15 protein-coding genes are annotated in these 17,306 nt (G+C 66.7%); 3 read left to right on the top strand and 12 right to left on the bottom strand.

The features are described 5' to 3' along the window. Window positions 1–178: 178 nt before the first annotated feature. A complete protein-coding gene (locus ELEN_RS02430; protein ID WP_015760009.1) occupies window positions 179–1,507 on the bottom strand; it encodes an L-cysteine desulfidase family protein in 1,329 nt (442 codons plus the stop codon). A 234-nt stretch (window positions 1,508–1,741) separates the two neighbouring features. Here ELEN_RS02430 and ELEN_RS02425 point away from each other — a divergent pair, with 234 nt between their 5' ends. Next, entirely contained in the window at window positions 1,742–3,460 is a 1,719-nt protein-coding gene (locus ELEN_RS02425) for an FAD-dependent oxidoreductase (protein ID WP_015760008.1), read from the top strand. A gap of 93 nt (window positions 3,461–3,553) precedes the next feature. On the opposite strand, the gene ELEN_RS02420 is transcribed toward ELEN_RS02425, so the two are convergent. After that, window positions 3,554–5,167: a helix-turn-helix transcriptional regulator gene (locus ELEN_RS02420; protein WP_015760007.1), complete on the bottom strand. Its 1,614-nt coding sequence runs from the start codon at window positions 5,165–5,167 to the stop codon at window positions 3,554–3,556. Between the two features lie 161 nt (window positions 5,168–5,328). Here ELEN_RS02420 and ELEN_RS02415 point away from each other — a divergent pair, with 161 nt between their 5' ends. Next, complete coding sequence (locus ELEN_RS02415; protein ID WP_009306112.1) at window positions 5,329–5,823, top strand: hypothetical protein; 495 nt, start codon at window positions 5,329–5,331, stop codon at window positions 5,821–5,823. A gap of 344 nt (window positions 5,824–6,167) precedes the next feature. Here the strand turns inward: ELEN_RS02415 and ELEN_RS02410 are convergent, their stop codons facing one another. The 3 genes from ELEN_RS02410 to ELEN_RS02400 form a co-directional block, all read right to left on the bottom strand. Next, window positions 6,168–7,025, bottom strand: coding sequence for a hypothetical protein (locus tag ELEN_RS02410; RefSeq protein ID WP_009306111.1), 858 nt, complete (start codon window positions 7,023–7,025; stop codon window positions 6,168–6,170). Between the two features lie 190 nt (window positions 7,026–7,215). Then, on the bottom strand, window positions 7,216–8,412 hold the full coding sequence (locus tag ELEN_RS02405; protein WP_009306110.1) for a 4Fe-4S dicluster domain-containing protein: 1,197 nt from the start codon (window positions 8,410–8,412) through the stop codon (window positions 7,216–7,218). A gap of 3 nt (window positions 8,413–8,415) precedes the next feature. Further along, a complete protein-coding gene (locus ELEN_RS02400; protein WP_015760005.1) occupies window positions 8,416–9,045 on the bottom strand; it encodes a 4Fe-4S binding protein in 630 nt (209 codons plus the stop codon). 251 nt (window positions 9,046–9,296) lie between these two features. On the opposite strand from ELEN_RS02400, the gene ELEN_RS02395 reads away from it, so the two are divergent. Continuing rightward, the gene (locus tag ELEN_RS02395; protein WP_015760004.1) at window positions 9,297–10,517 is read left to right on the top strand and encodes an IS110 family RNA-guided transposase; all 1,221 of its coding nucleotides are present in this window, start codon (window positions 9,297–9,299) and stop codon (window positions 10,515–10,517) included. Window positions 10,518–10,655: 138 nt separating this feature from the next. On the opposite strand, the gene ELEN_RS02390 is transcribed toward ELEN_RS02395, so the two are convergent. The 7 genes from ELEN_RS02390 to ELEN_RS02360 all read right to left on the bottom strand — a co-directional run bounded on the left by ELEN_RS02390 (window position 10,656) and on the right by ELEN_RS02360 (window position 17,293). Further along, a complete protein-coding gene (locus ELEN_RS02390) occupies window positions 10,656–10,961 on the bottom strand; it encodes a 4Fe-4S binding protein (RefSeq protein ID WP_009306107.1) in 306 nt (101 codons plus the stop codon). Between the two features lie 5 nt (window positions 10,962–10,966). Next, window positions 10,967–11,608 carry a 4Fe-4S dicluster domain-containing protein gene (locus tag ELEN_RS02385; protein ID WP_009306106.1) on the bottom strand — a complete coding sequence of 214 codons (642 nt, stop codon included), beginning with the start codon at window positions 11,606–11,608 and terminating at the stop codon, window positions 10,967–10,969. Then, window positions 11,608–12,303, bottom strand: a complete 696-nt coding sequence (locus tag ELEN_RS02380) for a TorD/DmsD family molecular chaperone (RefSeq protein WP_009306105.1) — start codon at window positions 12,301–12,303, stop codon at window positions 11,608–11,610. Before ELEN_RS02380 ends, ELEN_RS02385 begins: the two co-directional genes overlap by 1 nt. Window positions 12,304–12,317: 14 nt before the next feature. Continuing rightward, window positions 12,318–13,112: a hypothetical protein gene (locus tag ELEN_RS02375; RefSeq protein WP_015760003.1), complete on the bottom strand. Its 795-nt coding sequence runs from the start codon at window positions 13,110–13,112 to the stop codon at window positions 12,318–12,320. A gap of 171 nt (window positions 13,113–13,283) precedes the next feature. Next, window positions 13,284–15,146, bottom strand: coding sequence for a DEAD/DEAH box helicase (locus ELEN_RS02370; RefSeq protein ID WP_015760002.1), 1,863 nt, complete (start codon window positions 15,144–15,146; stop codon window positions 13,284–13,286). Between the two features lie 109 nt (window positions 15,147–15,255). Beyond that, complete coding sequence (locus tag ELEN_RS02365) at window positions 15,256–15,822, bottom strand: LysR family transcriptional regulator (protein WP_009608208.1); 567 nt, start codon at window positions 15,820–15,822, stop codon at window positions 15,256–15,258. 4 nt (window positions 15,823–15,826) lie between these two features. Continuing rightward, complete coding sequence (locus ELEN_RS02360; RefSeq protein ID WP_015760001.1) at window positions 15,827–17,293, bottom strand: response regulator transcription factor; 1,467 nt, start codon at window positions 17,291–17,293, stop codon at window positions 15,827–15,829. Window positions 17,294–17,306: the final 13 nt, after the last annotated feature.

Below are 17,306 nucleotides of genomic sequence, written 5' to 3'. Positions count from 1 at the left end.
TATGCGGCTTCAGGCGAGGGCGTAATTGCCATGGCTCCCGATTCACGCCCACGTTCGAGGAATTCGAGCGAAGTTCGCCGGTTCGAGACGAGACGTTGACTCATTCCCGTTGACTCCCAGTGACGAGACGAAGGGACGGGGTTGACAGTTCATTACCTCCCTTCGCTCGTCCCGCGATTCACGCTCCCAGCATGATCCTGATGATCTCGTCGTTGGTGGCGCGCATGCCGTCGCGGCCGAGGCGGGCGATGCTGTCGATGGTGTTCTCGACGCCCTTCTTCACGATGCCGTCGCCGCCGTAGAACTGCTGGCCGTCACGGTACATGACGTAACCCAGGATGCCCGCGTTCACCGAGAACGCGATCTTGCCGGCGCACGATGGCTTCGCGCCGTCGCACACCATGCCGGCCACGATAGACAGCGCATTCACCACGGCATGACAGGCCTCGCAGTAGCCGCCGCCATCCAAATACGCGATGCCCGCGCCCGCAGCCGCGCCCGCGCACACTGCGCCGCAGAACGCCGACAGCCGTCCGATGCCCGTCTTCTGATGGATAGCCACGAGGTTCGACAGCACGAGCGCACGGTAGAGCTGCTCGTCGGAAGAGCCCAGGTGGCGCGCGTACACGATGAGCGGAACCGACACCGTGATGCCCTGATTGCCGCTGCCGGAGTTGATGACCACGGGCAGCTCGCAGCCGCTCATGCGCGCGTCGGACGCCGCCGCGGCGCACGCGCACGCGCGCACCTTCACGTCGTCGCCGTAGGCGCCCAGCATGACGCTGCCGATGTTCGCGCCCCAGTCGCCCGCCAGCCCCTCGTCGGCGATGGCGCCGTTGCAGGCGATCTGGCGATCCAGCAGGTCGCGCACGTCGTCCAGCTCCACGGTCATGGCGAAGTCCCAGATGCCCTCCATCGACAGCACGCCGCGATCGGTCATCCCGTCGCCCGAGCCGCCAACGGAGGGCACCGCCACGTCGCGCAGCACCTTCACGTCGCGCTCCTCGCGCACGATGTTCGTATGGAAGTCGGCGATGCGCACGAGCGCGCTGCGAGCGGGAGAGGCGCAGGCATCAGCCGCGGCCGCCGCCTGCGCCTCCGCGTCCGAGAACACACGCACGACGATGTCGAAGTCCAGCTCCGATGCGGCGCGCTCAACCGCGATGGGCGCGCGCTCCACATAGGCCGCGATACCCGCAATCTCCTCGGGAGAAACCTCGGCGATCACTTCGAGGCTGCGCTCGGCGCGCCCCGCCACGATGCCCGCCGCCGCAGCGGCCTCGATCCCCTTCAGGCCTCCGGTGTGGGGCACCACCACGCTCTTCGCGTTCTTGATGATGCTGCCGCTGGCCTTCACCTCCACGCGAGCAGGCTCCGCGTCCAGCAGTTCGCGCGCCCGCGCGGCTGCCAGCGCGATGGCGATGGGCTCGGTGCATCCCATCGCGGCGACGAGCTCCTCTTCGAGGATGGCCACGTACCGCCCGTATCGCTCGTCCGTCCGCTCCATGAAGCACTCCCTTTCGCCCCGCCCGTCGCATGCAACGCATCATGATAGCACCTCGCGCATGGCGCCACGCGCCGCCCGACCTCGTAAACCGCGTTCGGCAGCCCTCCCCCGTTTTCGGGTATCTTCGTCGTTTTGCCTGGACATGGACGAATATACCCGGATCCGCGCGATGACGCGGCCCCGCGCCCCGCGTAGCATGCACCTCGTTGAAACCAAACGACCGAGGAGGGAATCATGGGAGAACGAACCATCAGCCGCCGCAACTTCCTGGCGGGAATCACCGCGACGGGCGCGCTGGCCGCAGCAGGGGCGCTGGCCGGATGCGCGCCGCAAGCGCAGGCCGAAGGCGGAAAGAGCGGCAAGGCCGACGCCGACGCTCAGGGCAGTTGGCGCGACAAGCCGGAGATGCCCGCCGACATCGCCGAGACGCTGGAAGCCGACCTCGTGGTGGTAGGCGCCGGCAACGGCGGGCTCGTGGCCGCCACCACGGCCGCGCAGAACGGCGCGAAGGTCATCGTGCTGGAAAAGGGCGGCAACATCGCCGCCGCACGCGAGGCTATCGGCGCGCTCAACTCCGCGCTGGAGCCCGACCATGTCGAAGACGTCCCCACACTGCTAAACCATGCGAACCAGACCCAAGCGGGCGATGCCAACATGCTGCTGTACAAAACCTGGGCCGAGAAGTCTGGCGAGATGATCGAATGGATGAAGGAGACGCTTGAGCCCAAGGGCATGCTGTTCCCGTTCGAATGGCACAAGCCCGACGACCCTCACGCCTACTACCCGGCCATGTGCTATAACCCCTGCATGGGCGAGTACAACCCCGACGGCCCGAACTACGGCGCGTACGCCCACCTTGAAGTGATGAACGAGGTGCTGGGCGAGCTGGGCGGCGAAGTCATGCTCATGACGCCCGCGAAGATGCTCGTGCAGGACGAGTCGGGCAAAGTGTGCGGCGTCATCGCCGAGAGCAAGGACAAGGGCGTCATCCAAATCAACGCGAAGAACGGCGTCATCGTGTGCACGGGCGGCTACGGCGCGAACGACGAGATGCTGCAGGACCTGTGCCCCGGCAACTCCAACTGGTGCGTGCTGCGCGACAGCGTCACCGAGGAGGGCGACGGCATCCGCATGGCGCTGTGGGCGGGAGCCGAGCTGGAAGCGGGCGGCGCCTGCATGATCTGGAACCGCGGCATCATGTTCGACGATACCGAGTTCGACGGCTCCTACCAGGGCGGCGACATCTTCCTTCCCGGCAGCCAGCCGTTCCTCCATGTGAACGCGAACGGCGAGCGCTTCATGAACGAGGACCAGTGCTACCCCATGAGCTACGCCGGCGGCGCGAACCAGCCCGGCCACTTCTCGTGGATCGTTTGGGACGGCAGCTACTGGGAAGACATCGAGCGGTTCGACACCTGCGGCTGCTCGCGCCTGTTCCCCGCGCCGTCGGGCACCGCGTTCAACGCCGACGTGTACGACTGCGAGGCCATCACGAAGGAGCACCTCGACTCATTCTGGCTGGAGCCGCGCATCGAGAGCGGCGCGCTGAAGAAGTGCGACACGCTCGACGAGCTGGCGAAGGAGATGAAGTTCGACGCCGACCAGACCGCCACGTTCAAGGCCACCATCGAACGCTATAACGAACTGGTCGCTGCAGGCGAGGACGTCGACTTCGGCAAGCCTGCCTACCGCCTGAGCGCCGTCGACGAGCCGCCGTTCTACGCCGCGCGCATCGCCGGCGAGCTGTTGGTCACCATCCACGGCGTGATCACGAACGCCGACTCGCAGCCGCTGCGCAAGGACGGCAGCGTCATCGAGGGCCTCTACGTTTGCGGCAACGACCAGGGCGGCTTCTACCCGCACAACTATCCCAGCAACTTCACGGGCATCAACGCGGGCCGCACCGCCACCTTCGCCCGCATCGCCGCCAAGCACGCCCTCGGCGCAGCGTAAGCACCACCCGAGCCAACCCTCCCTCCCTTAACGGAAAGCCCCGCACGCGGGGCTTTCCATGCGCTTGCTCAGGACGGCAAGGCAACGTGCGAGCTAATGCACGAGGTCGATGAGCTCTTGGCGGGAGTGCACGTCGAGTTTGGCGTAGACGTGCTTGGCGTGGGTGGCGGCCGTCTCGCGCGAGATGACGAGAGCGTCGCGCACGTACGGTATCGATCGGCCGCGCGCCAGGAGGTCGAACACCTCGGTCTCGCGCGGGGTGAGGCCGCCGCGTTCGGCAAGCTCGAGGATGCGGGCGGTCAGCTCGTCGATATCGGCTGCAGGCGCGGGCGCGGATGCAGCTTCGTCGGCGTTCGCGCCGCCCGCATCCGCGCCCGCCGGCATCGACCGCTTCGAAGCGGCATCGTGCAGCACGCCATCCTCGTTGCGCGCGCCGAACGCGAACGCGCGGCCGTCGCTGAGCACGAACATGGTGGCGCCCACCAGCAGCGCGATGGACACGACCGCCACCTGGTCGAGCGAGAACACCCCGGCCGCCATGCCGGACTCCACCAGCACGAGCGTCACCACGCCCAGCAGATCGCCCAAGTGCACGAAGATCCATCCCAAACCGTACGACTGCACGGGCGTGGCCGCGCCCTGCACAGCGTAGCGCGCGAAATACATCTGCGTGATCAGGCAGAACGCGAAGCGCGCGGCGATGGCCACCACGTAGGCGACGTACGCGCCCGCGGTTTCCCCCAGCACGATGAACGCCGCGAAGCCCACCACGAGCGTCGGGCACATCCATCGGTACAGAAACGACAGCGACACCCGACGCGGCCCCGCCGTGGCCGAAAGACCCACCATCAGCATGAACGCGATGCTCACCACGAGCGCCACCTGGGCGGCCGTCGCATCCTGCCCTGACGACCCCGACCAGAACGACCCCTCCACGCACACGAACAGGCACGCCGCGAGGATGCCGAACCCGGCGCGCCCCATCGACTTCAGCACGCGCGGCAGCCCCTTCCGCGCGCTGTCGTGAGCCTCGGCGAACGCGCGCTGCTCGGCGGCGCCCCGGTACTCGGCGGTCGCGTCGCGCCCTTGCGCATCCCGCCACGACAGCAGCAGGCACAAGCCCGACATCAGGGGAAACGCCGTCACCACCACGAGCGCCATCCATCCCTGCATCGCCGACACCACCAGCACCAGAACGGCGGCCGCCACAGCCGACGACGGCGCGAGAAACTCCACTTCCTCCTGCGTCACCTTCGCGTAGTACTCGCCCCACATCACCCACATGAAGCCGCTGCCAAATCCCGTGAGCACCGCACCTATCACGAACAGCGCAGCCGTCGCGCCGAAATCGGGCAGCTCACAGAACAGCAGCGGCGTGGAAACCGCGGTGGCCAGCGGCGCGATCCAGAACAGCGCCGCATGCTGGGCGGGCGAGCCCAGCCGCTTCTCCAACACCACGATGAGCACGAGCATGACCACCGACATGGACACCGGCAGCCCCGTGAAGAACAGATCCCAGCCCGCACCAACCGCCAACGTCGAGGCCTTCGCGCCCGTGTAGCCGCTCACCGCGTTGGTGTAGAACACGCAGAACACCCAGGCCAGCAGAAACGCCCAGCCCAAGCGCCGCAGCGGCGCGAACCGCTCGACCGCCGCCAGCACGGCCCGCTCGCGATCGCGCTGCGCGCTCGTCGTCTTCCCGGTCATCCGCCCGTCCCTTCCACCGTCATCCCATTCGGCCATTTGTACCACAGGAAGCCCCGCTTGGCAAAAAGTGCCCCCCCCCCCCCGACGCGTTTCGAGCTGCTAGAATGCCAGACAGTGGCAGATCCCGGCAAAGGAGGTGCCGTATGACCAGGAAACGCGGCATGGCGACGGCGTTCGCGGCGGCGTGTCTGGTTCTGGCCGGTTGCGCAGGACCCCTCAATCTGATGCAGGAATCGATCTACTGCGACGATGCCCGCATCGCCCAAGGATTCGACACGTACACAGTTGCGAACAGAACCGGCTCCCTGTTCGACAGAAAGATCGGCGGACTGACCGGCCTGGAAACATGGCTTCGGATCTCCGTCCCCAACGAAGGCGGGGAGTTTCGCGTCGACTACGATGCGACCGTATCGGACGGCGACTTCAAGATCGTATTCGTCGATGAGAAGAACGTTGATACCGTCTGCGAAGGAACGGCTCGCGGAAGCCGCGTCTTCACGCTCGACCGGGGAGGGTACGCCCTCAAAGCCGTCGGGGCGCATGCGAGTGCCGAAATCGCCTTCGAACTGCAAGCGAGCGAAGGCGTCACCGCCGTTGCCACGGGTGACGCGTTCGACGACGACCAGGCAGTGGATCTCGAACCGATTGAAAGCTGATGCCGCGGATTTGCCTGCGTGGACGCGAATGCGTTTCCACAAGAAGCGAACAACTGCCTAAGTCCCACGCTTAAAGCGCGAAAGCGTTTCGGCGAACGGCATCTGCACGTGATTCGCCCTTCAGCGCACAAAAATTGGCGACGTACGAGACTTGAAGGCCGTTGAACGGCCGTCTCTCGCGAATGCACCGCGCACTGCAATCGAGGGCGATTCAACGACCTGGGGATTCTTCAAAACCGATCAGAGTGGGCGACAAGAAAACATCGGTTCAGATCGCACGTCACGGGTTTTTGTGCAACAGACGCCTGACCCCATGCAAAACCAGCAGCTCTTCCCCGCCGCCCCTACCCTGCGGCGCGCATGACCATGCGCTTGACGTCTTCGCGGTACTTGGGGCGCACGAGGTAGTACGCGTAGGCCTCGAGCACGGTTTGGAAGGCCACGCCGCGGCCGACGATTTTGAAGTACCCGATGCCGTACTCGTCGTGCAGGTCGCGCACCTCCTGATCGGTGAAGATCACCGGGTGGCCCGGCTCGTGGTCGAAGAAATCGGCGCGCTTCGCAACGCACTCGAAGGGGCGCATCGCGCCCGACCGCTGATCCTCGCTGTTGTGGAGGTAGTGCTGTGCACGATGCGGGCACTGGTAGGCGCAGAACTCGTTCACCATGACCTCCACCTTGTCGCGGTCTTCGAGCGCCGCGAGAAACGCCGGATCCTTGTGGCGGTTGTAGTCGAGCACCACGTAGTCGTAGCGCTTCGTCATGCGGTTGACCTCGGCTGCGTCCGCCAGCGCGCGCGTGGTGGACAGCACGCAGCGCATGCCGTAGCGCTCGCGCACGTAGTTGCCCACGAGGTCGGCGTACACGATGGCCTCGGCATCGTAGCGGCCGGCGATGGCGAGCATCGCGTTCAGGTACTCGTCGCGCAGGTCGTCCTCGTCGGCCAGCATGTTCGTCAGCGTGAGACGCGCCTTTACGCCGTGCTCGGCCAAGAGCGAGAACGCCTCCTCCATCTGCCGGGGCGTGGCTCGCTCGCGCAAGAACGCGCGGCCGCCGTTCAGGTCGCACGCGGGAAAGCAGCCGTACACGCTGTCGATGCGCACGCCGTCCTGGAACAGCGCCGGGCGCTGCTCCAGCAAGCGGATGAAGAACAGGTTGAGCCCCAGCCCCACCGTGAAATCCGGCAGCGTGTAGTTGATCATGCGTTCGTTCCTCCAAAATCACCGGTCGTTCGTAGCGTCAGCGAGGGGCTCCCTGGTGCCCGAGATCGTGGGGAGGGCGAGGGCGAAGCGTACTTCGGTACGCGAGTCCTCGGCCTCGACGCGAGATCGGGTGCCAGGGAGCTCCGCAGCGTCGAGCAGTTCCGGCGGCCGACAAACCGCCGGAACTTCCCTAGAACATGCACATCTCCAAGTGTTCGCCGAGCGTCGCGTGCAGTTTATCGTACATCGATGAGGGCTTGTTCGGGGTCCAGGTTGGACGCTTCATAGCGAAGCACACGGCTTCCTTGCCCATGAACTGCTTGATAGGCACGCGCCCGCTCACCGCGATGGCCTGCTCGGGACAGATGTGCTCGCACAGGCGGCACTGCATGCAGGCGCTCGGACGGTGCACGATGCCGAACACGCCGCCCTCGTCGAGCTTCTTGATGGCGCCCGTGGGACAGAACACCGCGCACATGCGGCACGAACTGCACTTCTGGGCATCGATGGACACGGCGCCGATGACACGCGTCTCCACCTCGTCGGCCGTCGGTTGCCCCACGTGCTGCAGGTAGTTGTACAGCCGCACGCGGCGCGTGGGGACGAACTGCGACAGCGTCCCATCTGCGCCCACTTTGCGATACGCCGCAGGAACGGGCTCGGCCTCGACCATCCCCAACTCCTCGGCCACCGCCGCGCCAGCTGCGCGGGTCGATGCGTCCTTGGCCGAGCGGAAGAAGTCGCGCCGCCCCACCCCGTCGCTGCCTGCCTGGCCGTGCGACCCGCCGGGCTCCAACACGCGCTCGGGCACGCATTCCTCCAGGTCGATGGGCATGGAGGATCCGAACGCCTCAAGCAGGTTGCGCGCGCCCTCCACCACCTCGCGCACGAGCGCGCCGCCCGGAGCATGTGGGCACGTCTCGCACGAACCGCAGGCCAGCGTCGCGTCGAAGGCGCGGTACGCCGCCAACCCCACGAGCGCCGACTCGTCCATGCGCCCCAGGCACGGCACCGCGCACGCGGCCGACGCATCGTCGGCCGCGACGTTGGCCGCCTCGAGCGCCTGCTCGCACACGATGACCGGATGGCCTTTCGTCGCCACGATGGAGTGCTTGAGCTGCGCCGTCAGCTCGGCATCCGTCGGGTTGCGCAGCTCGATGGCGCAGGTGGGGCACGCCGTGGCGCACGTGCCGCATCCGATGCAGCGCTCGGGCTCTACGAGCAGCTCGCCCGCGCGGTACGCCAGCGCGCCCGACGTGCACGCCTCCACGCAGCGCAGGCAGTCGGCATTGCGGTTGCGCACCGAGATGCAGCGCTCCTCGTGCACGGCGATGGCATCGCTCTCGATCTCGCCCAGCAGGGCCAGCAGGCCGTTGATCAGGGACATGACCTACCCCCTTTCCGGGATCTCGTCGTCGACGGGCAGCGGCGTCGCCTGCGCCTGCTTCTTCGGCAGCAACGGGAACGTGATGGCGTGCTCGGGGCACACGTCGGCACACGCGCGGCACTTGCTGCAATCGTTGAGCGTGGTCTCGCCCGCCGCGACATCGTGCAGGTTGATGCCCTCGGGGCATGCCTGCTCGCACAGGTTGCAGGCCTTGCCGCGACCCTCGCGCAGGCACTTCTCGGCGTCCATCTGGGGGCGGAACGTCCGGTTCAGCCCGCTGAACAGCGAAAGCAGCGCGCCCAGGGGGCAGAAGCGCTGACACCACTTCGGCAGCAGCAGGACCTCCAACGCGATGATGACCGGGAAGGCGACGACCGTCCACGTGGCGTCGCCGAACGCGAACAGGCGCATGACCAGCAGCACCGTGGCAAACGTGAGGCCGATCGGGCAGACGAGGCAGAACACCGGAAAGCCGAAGACGAGCGAGGAGCCCAACGCCGCCGCAAGGATGCCATGGCGGCTGTCGATCTTGATGCCCTTGGCTTTGCCGCAGGGGGAAGCGCACGCGGAGCAAGGGGAAGCAACCTTGCCCCCTTTACCCTCCTTGTCCCCCTCATATATTGTTCTTGCCACTTCTCGCGCAGTGGCCGCGCTCTTTTCTTGCAGACGCGAATGTGAGATAAGGGATGCGTATGGGGCGGAGGGCGCTTGCCGCACCCCCCCCCAGGAGCCAGGCTCTTCAAAAAAGGCTGGCGCCTCCGGCCCGCAGGTGGACGCGAATTAGGCAGGATGGCGCGCGGCGCCGTATATCCAATGAGGTTGCGCCTGCGGTTGCCAGAGGAAGATCCTCTGCCTCACCATAAAGCGAGGGATCGGAGGACGCCATGATCTGCATCGGGATAGACATCGCCAAGAGAAGCCACGTCGCAAGCGCCGTCGACGAGGACGGGGGCACCGTCGTCGAGTCGTTCAAGTTCAACAACACGGCGAGCGGCTTCGCGAAGATGCTGAAGAGGCTTCGCAAGGCTGACGCGACCCCGGAGAACAGCTTGGTCGGAATGGAAGCCACGGGGCGCTACTGGGTGGCCCTGTTCGACTTCCTCTCCTCCCACGGCTACGAGGCCGCGGTGATCAACCCCGTCCAGACCGACGCCTTCCGCGACGTCTGGACGGTCCGCAAGGTCAAGACCGACGCCCTTGACGCCGCGATGATCGCCGACCTCGTCCGCTACAAGCGCTACTCGCCCTCGGCGCTCGGCGACGAGGCGACCGAGGAGCTGCGCAACCTCGCCCGCTACAGGATGTCGCTCGTGGAGCGCTCCACAGCCTTGAAGAACAGGGCGACGGCCATCCTCGATAGGACGTTCCCCGAGCTTGCAGGCCTGTTCAGCAACGCGTACTGTCCGACCCGCCGCGAGCTGCTGCAGCACTGCGCCACGCCCGACCAGGTGCTCGGAACCGACGTCGGGACGCTCGAGCGCATCCTCAGGGAGGCTTCGCGCGGGAGGTGCGGGCGAGCCAAGGCCGAGAGGCTCAAAGCGCTTGCCAAGGAATCCGTGGGCGTCGGGTTCGGCTCCAAGACGCTCGCCTTCGAGGCGAGGCTTTTGATGGAGGAGCTCGACTTCGTGCAGGACCAGGTCAAGGAGGTCGAAAGGGAGCTGGCCCGCCTGCTGGAGCGGACGCAGGGCAAGTGGCTCGTCACCATCCCCGGCATAGACGTCGCCCTCGCCTCCGTCATCGCGGGCGAGATCGGCGACCCGAACGCCTTCGACGACCCCCACAGGCTCATGGGTTATGCCGGCATGGACCCCACGAGAAGCGAGTCCGGCGAGACCGTGAGGTCCGACGGGCGCATGTCCAAGCGAGGGCCCGGGGCGCTGCGATGGGCGTTCATGCAGGCCGCCGACTGCGCCAGGAAGAACGACCCCTACTTCGGAGACTATTACGACAGGAAGAGGGGCGTGGACGGGAAGCACCACTACGTCGCCCTCTCGGGCGTCGCCCGCAAGCTCATGGGCGTGGCGCTGGCGGTGATGAAGGAAGGGCGGCCCTACGAGCCGGCCCCTCCCCGCAACCACCGCCCCGGCCACCTGAAGGAGGCGTGAAAGCCCACGTCGATCGCAAAAACCGAACTTCGCCAATGCCCGGCACCCTGCATGGGGCCGGGTGTTGGCGTGCGCTTTCTTATCTCGCATTCACTTTTCAAGGTTCCTATCAAAAAGTCTCGGATTCCCCCTTGACTCCTAATAGCAGGTCTTCTTCCTACCTCGCGACATAAAATGCACGGGGCACGCCCAGGCGCAGAACACCTTGCCTAGCACGATACACACCAGCAGCACGACCGCAACGCTGATCACGGCCATCGGGATGGCTGTGCGCTCGGCGATCATGGCCAGCAGCGCGCCCAGGGGGCACAGCAGCGTGATGGACTCGAAGCCGATGCCGCAGAAGTTGCCGATGCCGCCGGCCGTGAAGTACCCCACGGCCACCACGGCCAGCAGGGCCAGCATGATCAGGAACCGCAGCCGATAGGTTTTGAGCTTCTTCATCCTGCTCACGCCTCCACTTCTTCGGTCGGACGGACGACGATGGCGCGATCGGTGGCGCCGGCCGTGATGGAACCTGCCGACAGCGAGATGCACGCCAGCTCGCAGGCGCCGCAGCCGTTGCACGCATCCACGTCCACCACCGGCACGTTGTCGGCGCCCAGCTCGAGCGCCTCGTAGTTGCACACGTCGACGCACTCGTGGCAGCCCATGCCCTTCGCGGCAAGGCACCAGTCGCGGTTGATCTCCGCCTTGCCGATGATCGCCTGCGACGGATCGGGGCACGAAAGCGCATGCGTCGGGCACGCCGCGACGCACTTCGGCCCGCCTGGCTCGTTCTCGCAGAAATCGCACCAGCCGCTTTTGAAGTCCATGCGCGGCGTGCGCGCGTTCAAGATGCCGTCCTCGATATGAGCGGGGGCGATGGCATGCTTCGGGCACACCTCGCGGCACTTCTCGCAATGCAGGCAGCCGCGCACCAGCTGCTCCTCGTCCTGCCCGCCCGGCGGGCGCAGCAACGTTGCGCTGGGCAGGTACTTCACGCCGCCCAGCCCGATGACGGCGCACGCTCCCACGGCTCCCAGGGCGAACGTGCGGCGCGACACGCGGGGGCCCGCATCGCGCTTGGGCTCGATGCCGTGCTCGTCCATCATGCAACCTCGACTTCCGCTTCGTTCTCGGACAGCGCGGCGTCCAAAAACTCGCGGTCGTTGCGCAGGAAGCCGTCGGTCAGCTTGCCCAGGCCCTTGTAGAAGTCGGTCTGCGGGAACTTCTGCAAGTCGGCCGCCATCATGGGGTACCACGCCAGCAGGTGGTCCTCCAGAAAGTTGCGCTGCGACAGCAGCAGCTTCAGGCACTCGTCCTCGTCGCCGGCCTCGTACGCCCTGATAGCGCGCTCGCATAGGATCTGCTCGAACTCCAGCTCAAGAGCGATGTGATCCTCGCCCTCCTTCCAGCTTTCCTGCTTGTCCAAGCCGAAGGCGCGGTACAGCACCAGCACCTCGTCGCGAGCGTCCTGCATCATGAGGCGCTTCGGGCTCGTGTACACCGACTCGTACGGGTACGCGGCCGAAAAGCCGTCGTTGCCCGACCCGATGAACGCGCGCACGTAGTCCACCGCCAGCTCGGTAAGCACCGTGCCGTCGGCCTGGCTCAGATAGCCGCAGATCATCCGGTAGCCCTCGTCCACCAGCGCGTTGCCGGTGTTCGTCGGGAAGCGCATGGACACCAGCGTGTCGTACAGCTCCTGATCCACCTCCACACGGAACAGGCGCGAGAGGAACTGGTAGGTTGCCATGCGGCCGCGCAGCACGTCGGCGATGGTGGTTTCCTGATCGTGGGACATGGGTGGCTCCTTCTCTAGCGTTCGGACGGGGAGGCAGCGGCGAACAAGCCGGACGCGAGCACGCTGCGCCCCAGATCGGTGATGGTCCAGGCGTCGCGCCATTCGATGGCGCCTGTTTCTTCCAGCTTGCCGCGGAAGAACCCGCAGAAGCGGCGCGGCTCTTGGCACAGCGGGTCGCCGTCCACCGCCTGGTCCAGCTCCTTGGTGGGGCAGCCTCCTTCGCGCGCGCACATCTCAAGCACGCGCTGGAAGATGGGCAGATAGCGCTCGTCTTCGCTGATCCGCTCCGCCACGAGGCCCTCGTTGACGTGCGCCGCGACGGCATCGAGGCCCGCTTGCGTGGCACGGTAGCGACACGGCGGAGCGGGCGTCACCGAGATGAAGCCCTCGTCCTCGGCGGGCGTATCGGCAGCGTCGCCGGCGGCCGCATGGGCGGCGTCCTCGTCCACGATGCGCTCCAGCGCGCCGTCGCGCTCGAGCAGCTGCACCACCTGCGCCGAGCCGTACACGCTCGTCGTGTTCGGATACGCCGCGTCCAAATCGGCCACGGCCTCGTCCATCGTCTTCGGCTCGGTGCAGAATTCCACGGCGTGCAGCAGGCGGAACTGCTGGCCGGGAATGCCCGCCAGCAGCTTCTCGATGCGCTCGGTCGCAGACAACGGCACCACGGGAGGCACCACGCTCTTGTCGGCATCGGGGATGGGCGGCAGGTAGTCGGCCTCGGCATCGTCCCGCTCGCCGTCGTCCAGGCTCAGGTCGGCCAGGGGATCGAAATCGTCATCGATCACGAATACATCGACATCGCTCATATCTATCAGTCCTTTCAAGCTCACTTGTCAGATAAAGTCAGCGAGGGTTCGCGCGGTGCCCGACATTGGCGGGATCGCGAAGGCGAAGCGTACTTCGGTACGCGAGCTTTCGGGATCGTGCCAAGGACGGGCGCCCCGCGAAGTCGCAGCGTCGAGCAGGTTCGACGGTCGTCAGACCGTCGAAACGTTATACAGCACCTTTGTCGGCAGCTCGCGGGGCGCGTCGGGCGCAGGAGAGAGCACCTCGTCGGTCAGCGACGCGAACTCCGACGGCGTCACGCGCGCGAAGCGCTCGCCGTCGCGCACGAACACGCGCGAGGTCTGCACTTTGGTGAGCGCGGTGTTCTCTAAAAGGTCGCGCACGAAGCGCGTGCATACCGCTCGTTCGCTCGCGCAGGACAGCACGTCCAGGAACAGCGCGCGCTCGCGTTCGAGCGCCACGCGCCGATGGTCGATGGTGAACTTGTCGTCCACGGCGTCGTTCGCCGGCAAGAAGCCGTTCACCAGGCCGGTGACGAACACCGTGCGCACATGGCGCCCGTGGCAGCGCGCATAGGAGACCACATGCACGGCGTCGCGCGCGACGTTCTCCACCGGCTTCGCGAACCCGCAGCGCGCCAGGCGCTCGATGTCCGCATGCGCAGGGTCGTCGCCCAGCAGCTCCACGTGGCGCGGGGACAACGGCATTCCGTGCGCTTCGAACAGCGCTACGGCAGCATCGCGCGACAACCCGCCAGCGCAGGCGCGCAGCAGCTCGTCCAGCTCGTCCAGCGGGCCGTCGAACTTCCCGAAGATCGTCGAGGAGCGGTCGGCGTCGCGCTGCGTGCGCAGCTGCGCCACGGCTTCGGGCACGGTCGTCTCATGGTCGCGCGCGTACGCCATCAGCTCCAAAAACGCATCGGAGCGCAGCAGCCAATCGCCGAACCCCAGCCACGAGCGCAGCGACGTGAAATCGTGCGGATCGAGGTACAACCGCAGGAACGCGGCCAGCTTGAGGTCGGCGTAACGGCCCTCGGTGCGCGGGTCGCCCTTTATCTTCCCGCTGTCGAACCCGCGCTCCACGGCGATGCCGCGCCCTTCCAGCTCGGCGGCGATGCGCTCGCCCCAAGCGGCGTTCGGCACGGCCACAGCCACGTCGCCTGGCCGGAAGCCATCGACCAGGCACTCCCCCACGGACGCCGCCGCGAACGCGAACTCGGCCGCCGGGTCGTCCAGCGCGCGGGACTCGCGCGCCGCGGCCGGCCGCTCGCACGCCAGCGTCACCAGGCAGTCGGCCTCGTCGGCAAGCGCGCGGAACCCGTCGAAGCACGGGTACGGCTCCTCGGAGCTGGACGAGGCCAGCGTGCGGCCGGCCGCCACGAGGCCGTCCGTCGCCAGATGGCGCACGAGGCGCTGCGACGCCTTGCTGAGCGACCCAAAGTCGTCTGCCACCAGCGTCAGCGGCTCGCGCTCGACCTCGGCTTTCACAAGGCCGCGATACGCCAGCGACGAAACCTCGCACGGCAGCAGCGCGCGGCGCGCCTCCAGGTTCTCGGTGAGGATGGCGTGCACGGTCTGCTCTTCGGCGGTGATCAGCCAGCGCTCGTCATCGTCGGCGCAGTCGCTGATGCTCTTGTAGAAGAACTTGAGCATCTCGCGCAGCCGGCCCGGCTTGAGGCCGCTCACCTTCACGTCCTCCATGAGCACGGCCAGCTCGTTCTCGTCCAGCACGCGCGCGTCGCGTCCCACGGCGTCGCCGACCCGCGCATCGCCCAGAATCGAGAGGGCCAGCTCGCGCACCGACACCACGTCGAGCGCGCCCAGCAGCGGATCGTCGGCCGCAAGCGCCCGAAAGCGCGCGGCTGCAACGGCGTCGGCGCACACGACGCGCACGTTCGACCCCGCCTCGACGCGAGCGCGAGCCGCGCGCAGCAACGCCGGCGCAACGTCGTCGGACGCATCGTGCTCCACGCACAAGCACTTCGCGCCGCTATTCAGTTCCTCAAGAAGATTGTTCGCCGCGTCTTCGACGGACGCAGCAGTACAAGCACTCATATTCGGTCTCCATCCATTCTTCGGATGAAGCCCTTTGCTCGAAGCCCCCCAGCTTCATAGCGCTTTCACTTCTACGCAGTATGCCCAACCGCCGCGGGCGCGTCTACCATCATTCCGAAACGGAATGGATGAAATCGAGCGCCTCCTGCTTGTCGCCCACGCCCAGCTTGCGGTACACGCTGCCCAGCACGTCGGCCACCTCGTCGCGCGTCAGCGCCAGCTCGCCCTGGATCGTCTCGAAGCCGTGCTCCTCCACGTACAGGATGAGCGCGCCCAGCTCGCGCCGGTCGAGCCCGCAGCGCTCGGCCGCGAGCCGGCACTTGCAGCGCAGCGCCATGTCCCCCGCGGCCGCGGGCGAGCCGTCGACAGCACCCTCGCCCGCCGCGACACCGGCAGTCGAGCCCGCAGCCTGCCCGTCGCGCGCCGCGCGCACCAGCAGCTCGGTGGCGCGCAGCAGCTTCTCCATCTGCCGCGCCTGCGCGTACAGCACGCCGCCCGCCTCGGTCAGGCTCACGCCGCTGCGGTCGCGTACGAACAGGTCGGCCCCGAATTCGCGCTCCAACAAGGCCACGTGCTTGCTCAGCGTCGACTGCGTCAGATGCAGCTCGCGCGCAGCCGCCGTGAAGCTGCCGCACTCGGCCACCTTCGCGAACTCGTGCAGATACGCCGTCTCCATCGCCTCAGACCGCCTCGTCCTGCGCGGCCGTCTCGTGGGCCAGGTCGATGAGCTCTTGGCGGTTGTCCACGCCCGTCTTCTGGTAGATGTGGCGGATGTGCGTGCTCACCGTACCCGCCGAGATGAACAGCGTCTCCTGGATGCGCGAGATGGTGCGCCCCTCCAGCAGCAGCGGAAGCACATCGGTCTCGCGCGGCGACAGGGCGAAGCGCTCCGCGATCAGCGCACACGGATCCACCGGGTCGGCCGGGTCGTCGGCGGCCTCTTCGGGCACCGTGCCCATCAGGCTGACCTCGCCGATGCCGATTTTGATGAGGTCGGTCTCCGTGAACAGGAACAAATGCGCGATGAACAGCAGCGACACGGCCACCAGCGTGACCAGCGTAAGGTCGAACATGCTGACCCCGGTCGCCTCCAGCGAATGGGCGAACAGCTGGCCTGCAGTCTCGCCGCCGTACAGCGCCACGAACCCCAGGCCGATCGTCCGCGCCGGGCTCACACGGAAGCTGGACGCCACGTCGATGCACACCACGCACAGCACCAGCACGAAGCAGTGGTAGCCGCCGAAGATAAGCGCGCTCGAATACGTGTTGTTGTCGGCCATAAACGGCGTGGACAAGCACCCCAAGCACAGCATCAGCATGGAGACGCGGTACGAGAAGAACACGCTGTCGCGCTGCAGGAACACGGCTATCAGGCAGACGGCCAACGCTCCGATGAAGCCCGCCAGAAACAGGTACGTGCCGAAGATGTCCTGCACCTCGTAGGTTTTGAACCCCGACACCACGTCGAAGAACCCCATCAACATGCCGATGAGCACCGCGCCCAGAAGCGCCTTCGCGAACAGGGTCGCCGTATGGCGCGACAAAGGCTGCTCGGGCTCGCGCGGCAGCTGCGGCGTATCGGGCGCGCTGCGCCTGAGAGCTGCCGCCGAAAGCACGGGCATGACAACGATGAGCACGATGACGGGTATCGCCGGCCCTACGATCAGCAAGAACCCCACGACGAACGCGATGCACAGCGACGAGGCAAGCTCCACAAGCGCCAAGCGGCCTCCCAGCCCCGACTCGAGCTCGATCCAGCACAAGAACAGCACGGCCGAGCCCGTGCCGGTCATGACCGCGCTCAGGCCCAGCACCAGCATGCCGACGGGCGTGGTAGGATCGGAGAACGGCGTGAGCACGCTGCCCGCGCTCATCATGATGGCCGATCCCAGCACGATGGAGCGGTTGCCGCTCACCCGCTCGCGCCGCACGATGACGGAGACGAACAGCATGGTCACCACCATGGCCACCAGCGATATGATCAGGCTGACGTACAGCGAGCCGCGCACGTCCGACGAGAAGCCGTACGGCACGATGCTGTAGAACATCATGAGCATCCAAAGCCATTGCAAGGCCGCACCCGCGATGCGCGTGAGGGAAAGGCTCGTCCCCAACGCAGTATCCCATGCACTCCGAAGCTTTTCCATGCCCCACCCCCTG

Origin of the sequence: Eggerthella lenta DSM 2243, from assembly GCF_000024265.1 — a bacterium.
GTDB lineage: Bacteria > Actinomycetota > Coriobacteriia > Coriobacteriales > Eggerthellaceae > Eggerthella > Eggerthella lenta.
The sequence above is the reverse complement of the archived record's forward strand: the minus strand, read 5'-3'. Positions and strand labels throughout refer to the sequence as shown.

What these genes read in the sequence shown, in the direction of transcription:
- ELEN_RS02375 (WP_015760003.1), bottom strand. Translation starts at nt 13,112, where the DNA reads ATGAGCGATGTCGATGTATTCGTGATCGATGACGATTTCGATCCCCTG.
- ELEN_RS02395 (WP_015760004.1), top strand. Translation starts at nt 9,297, where the DNA reads ATGATCTGCATCGGGATAGACATCGCCAAGAGAAGCCACGTCGCAAGC.
- ELEN_RS02415 (WP_009306112.1), top strand. Translation starts at nt 5,329, where the DNA reads ATGGCGACGGCGTTCGCGGCGGCGTGTCTGGTTCTGGCCGGTTGCGCA.
- ELEN_RS02425 (WP_015760008.1), top strand. Translation starts at nt 1,742, where the DNA reads ATGGGAGAACGAACCATCAGCCGCCGCAACTTCCTGGCGGGAATCACC.
- ELEN_RS02370 (WP_015760002.1), bottom strand. Translation starts at nt 15,146, where the DNA reads ATGAGTGCTTGTACTGCTGCGTCCGTCGAAGACGCGGCGAACAATCTT.
- ELEN_RS02390 (WP_009306107.1), bottom strand. Translation starts at nt 10,961, where the DNA reads ATGAAGAAGCTCAAAACCTATCGGCTGCGGTTCCTGATCATGCTGGCC.
- ELEN_RS02420 (WP_015760007.1), bottom strand. Translation starts at nt 5,167, where the DNA reads ATGACCGGGAAGACGACGAGCGCGCAGCGCGATCGCGAGCGGGCCGTG.
- ELEN_RS02385 (WP_009306106.1), bottom strand. Translation starts at nt 11,608, where the DNA reads ATGGACGAGCACGGCATCGAGCCCAAGCGCGATGCGGGCCCCCGCGTG.
- ELEN_RS02360 (WP_015760001.1), bottom strand. Translation starts at nt 17,293, where the DNA reads ATGGAAAAGCTTCGGAGTGCATGGGATACTGCGTTGGGGACGAGCCTT.
- ELEN_RS02365 (WP_009608208.1), bottom strand. Translation starts at nt 15,822, where the DNA reads ATGGAGACGGCGTATCTGCACGAGTTCGCGAAGGTGGCCGAGTGCGGC.
- ELEN_RS02410 (WP_009306111.1), bottom strand. Translation starts at nt 7,025, where the DNA reads ATGATCAACTACACGCTGCCGGATTTCACGGTGGGGCTGGGGCTCAAC.
- ELEN_RS02430 (WP_015760009.1), bottom strand. Translation starts at nt 1,507, where the DNA reads ATGGAGCGGACGGACGAGCGATACGGGCGGTACGTGGCCATCCTCGAA.
- ELEN_RS02405 (WP_009306110.1), bottom strand. Translation starts at nt 8,412, where the DNA reads ATGTCCCTGATCAACGGCCTGCTGGCCCTGCTGGGCGAGATCGAGAGC.
- ELEN_RS02380 (WP_009306105.1), bottom strand. Translation starts at nt 12,303, where the DNA reads ATGTCCCACGATCAGGAAACCACCATCGCCGACGTGCTGCGCGGCCGC.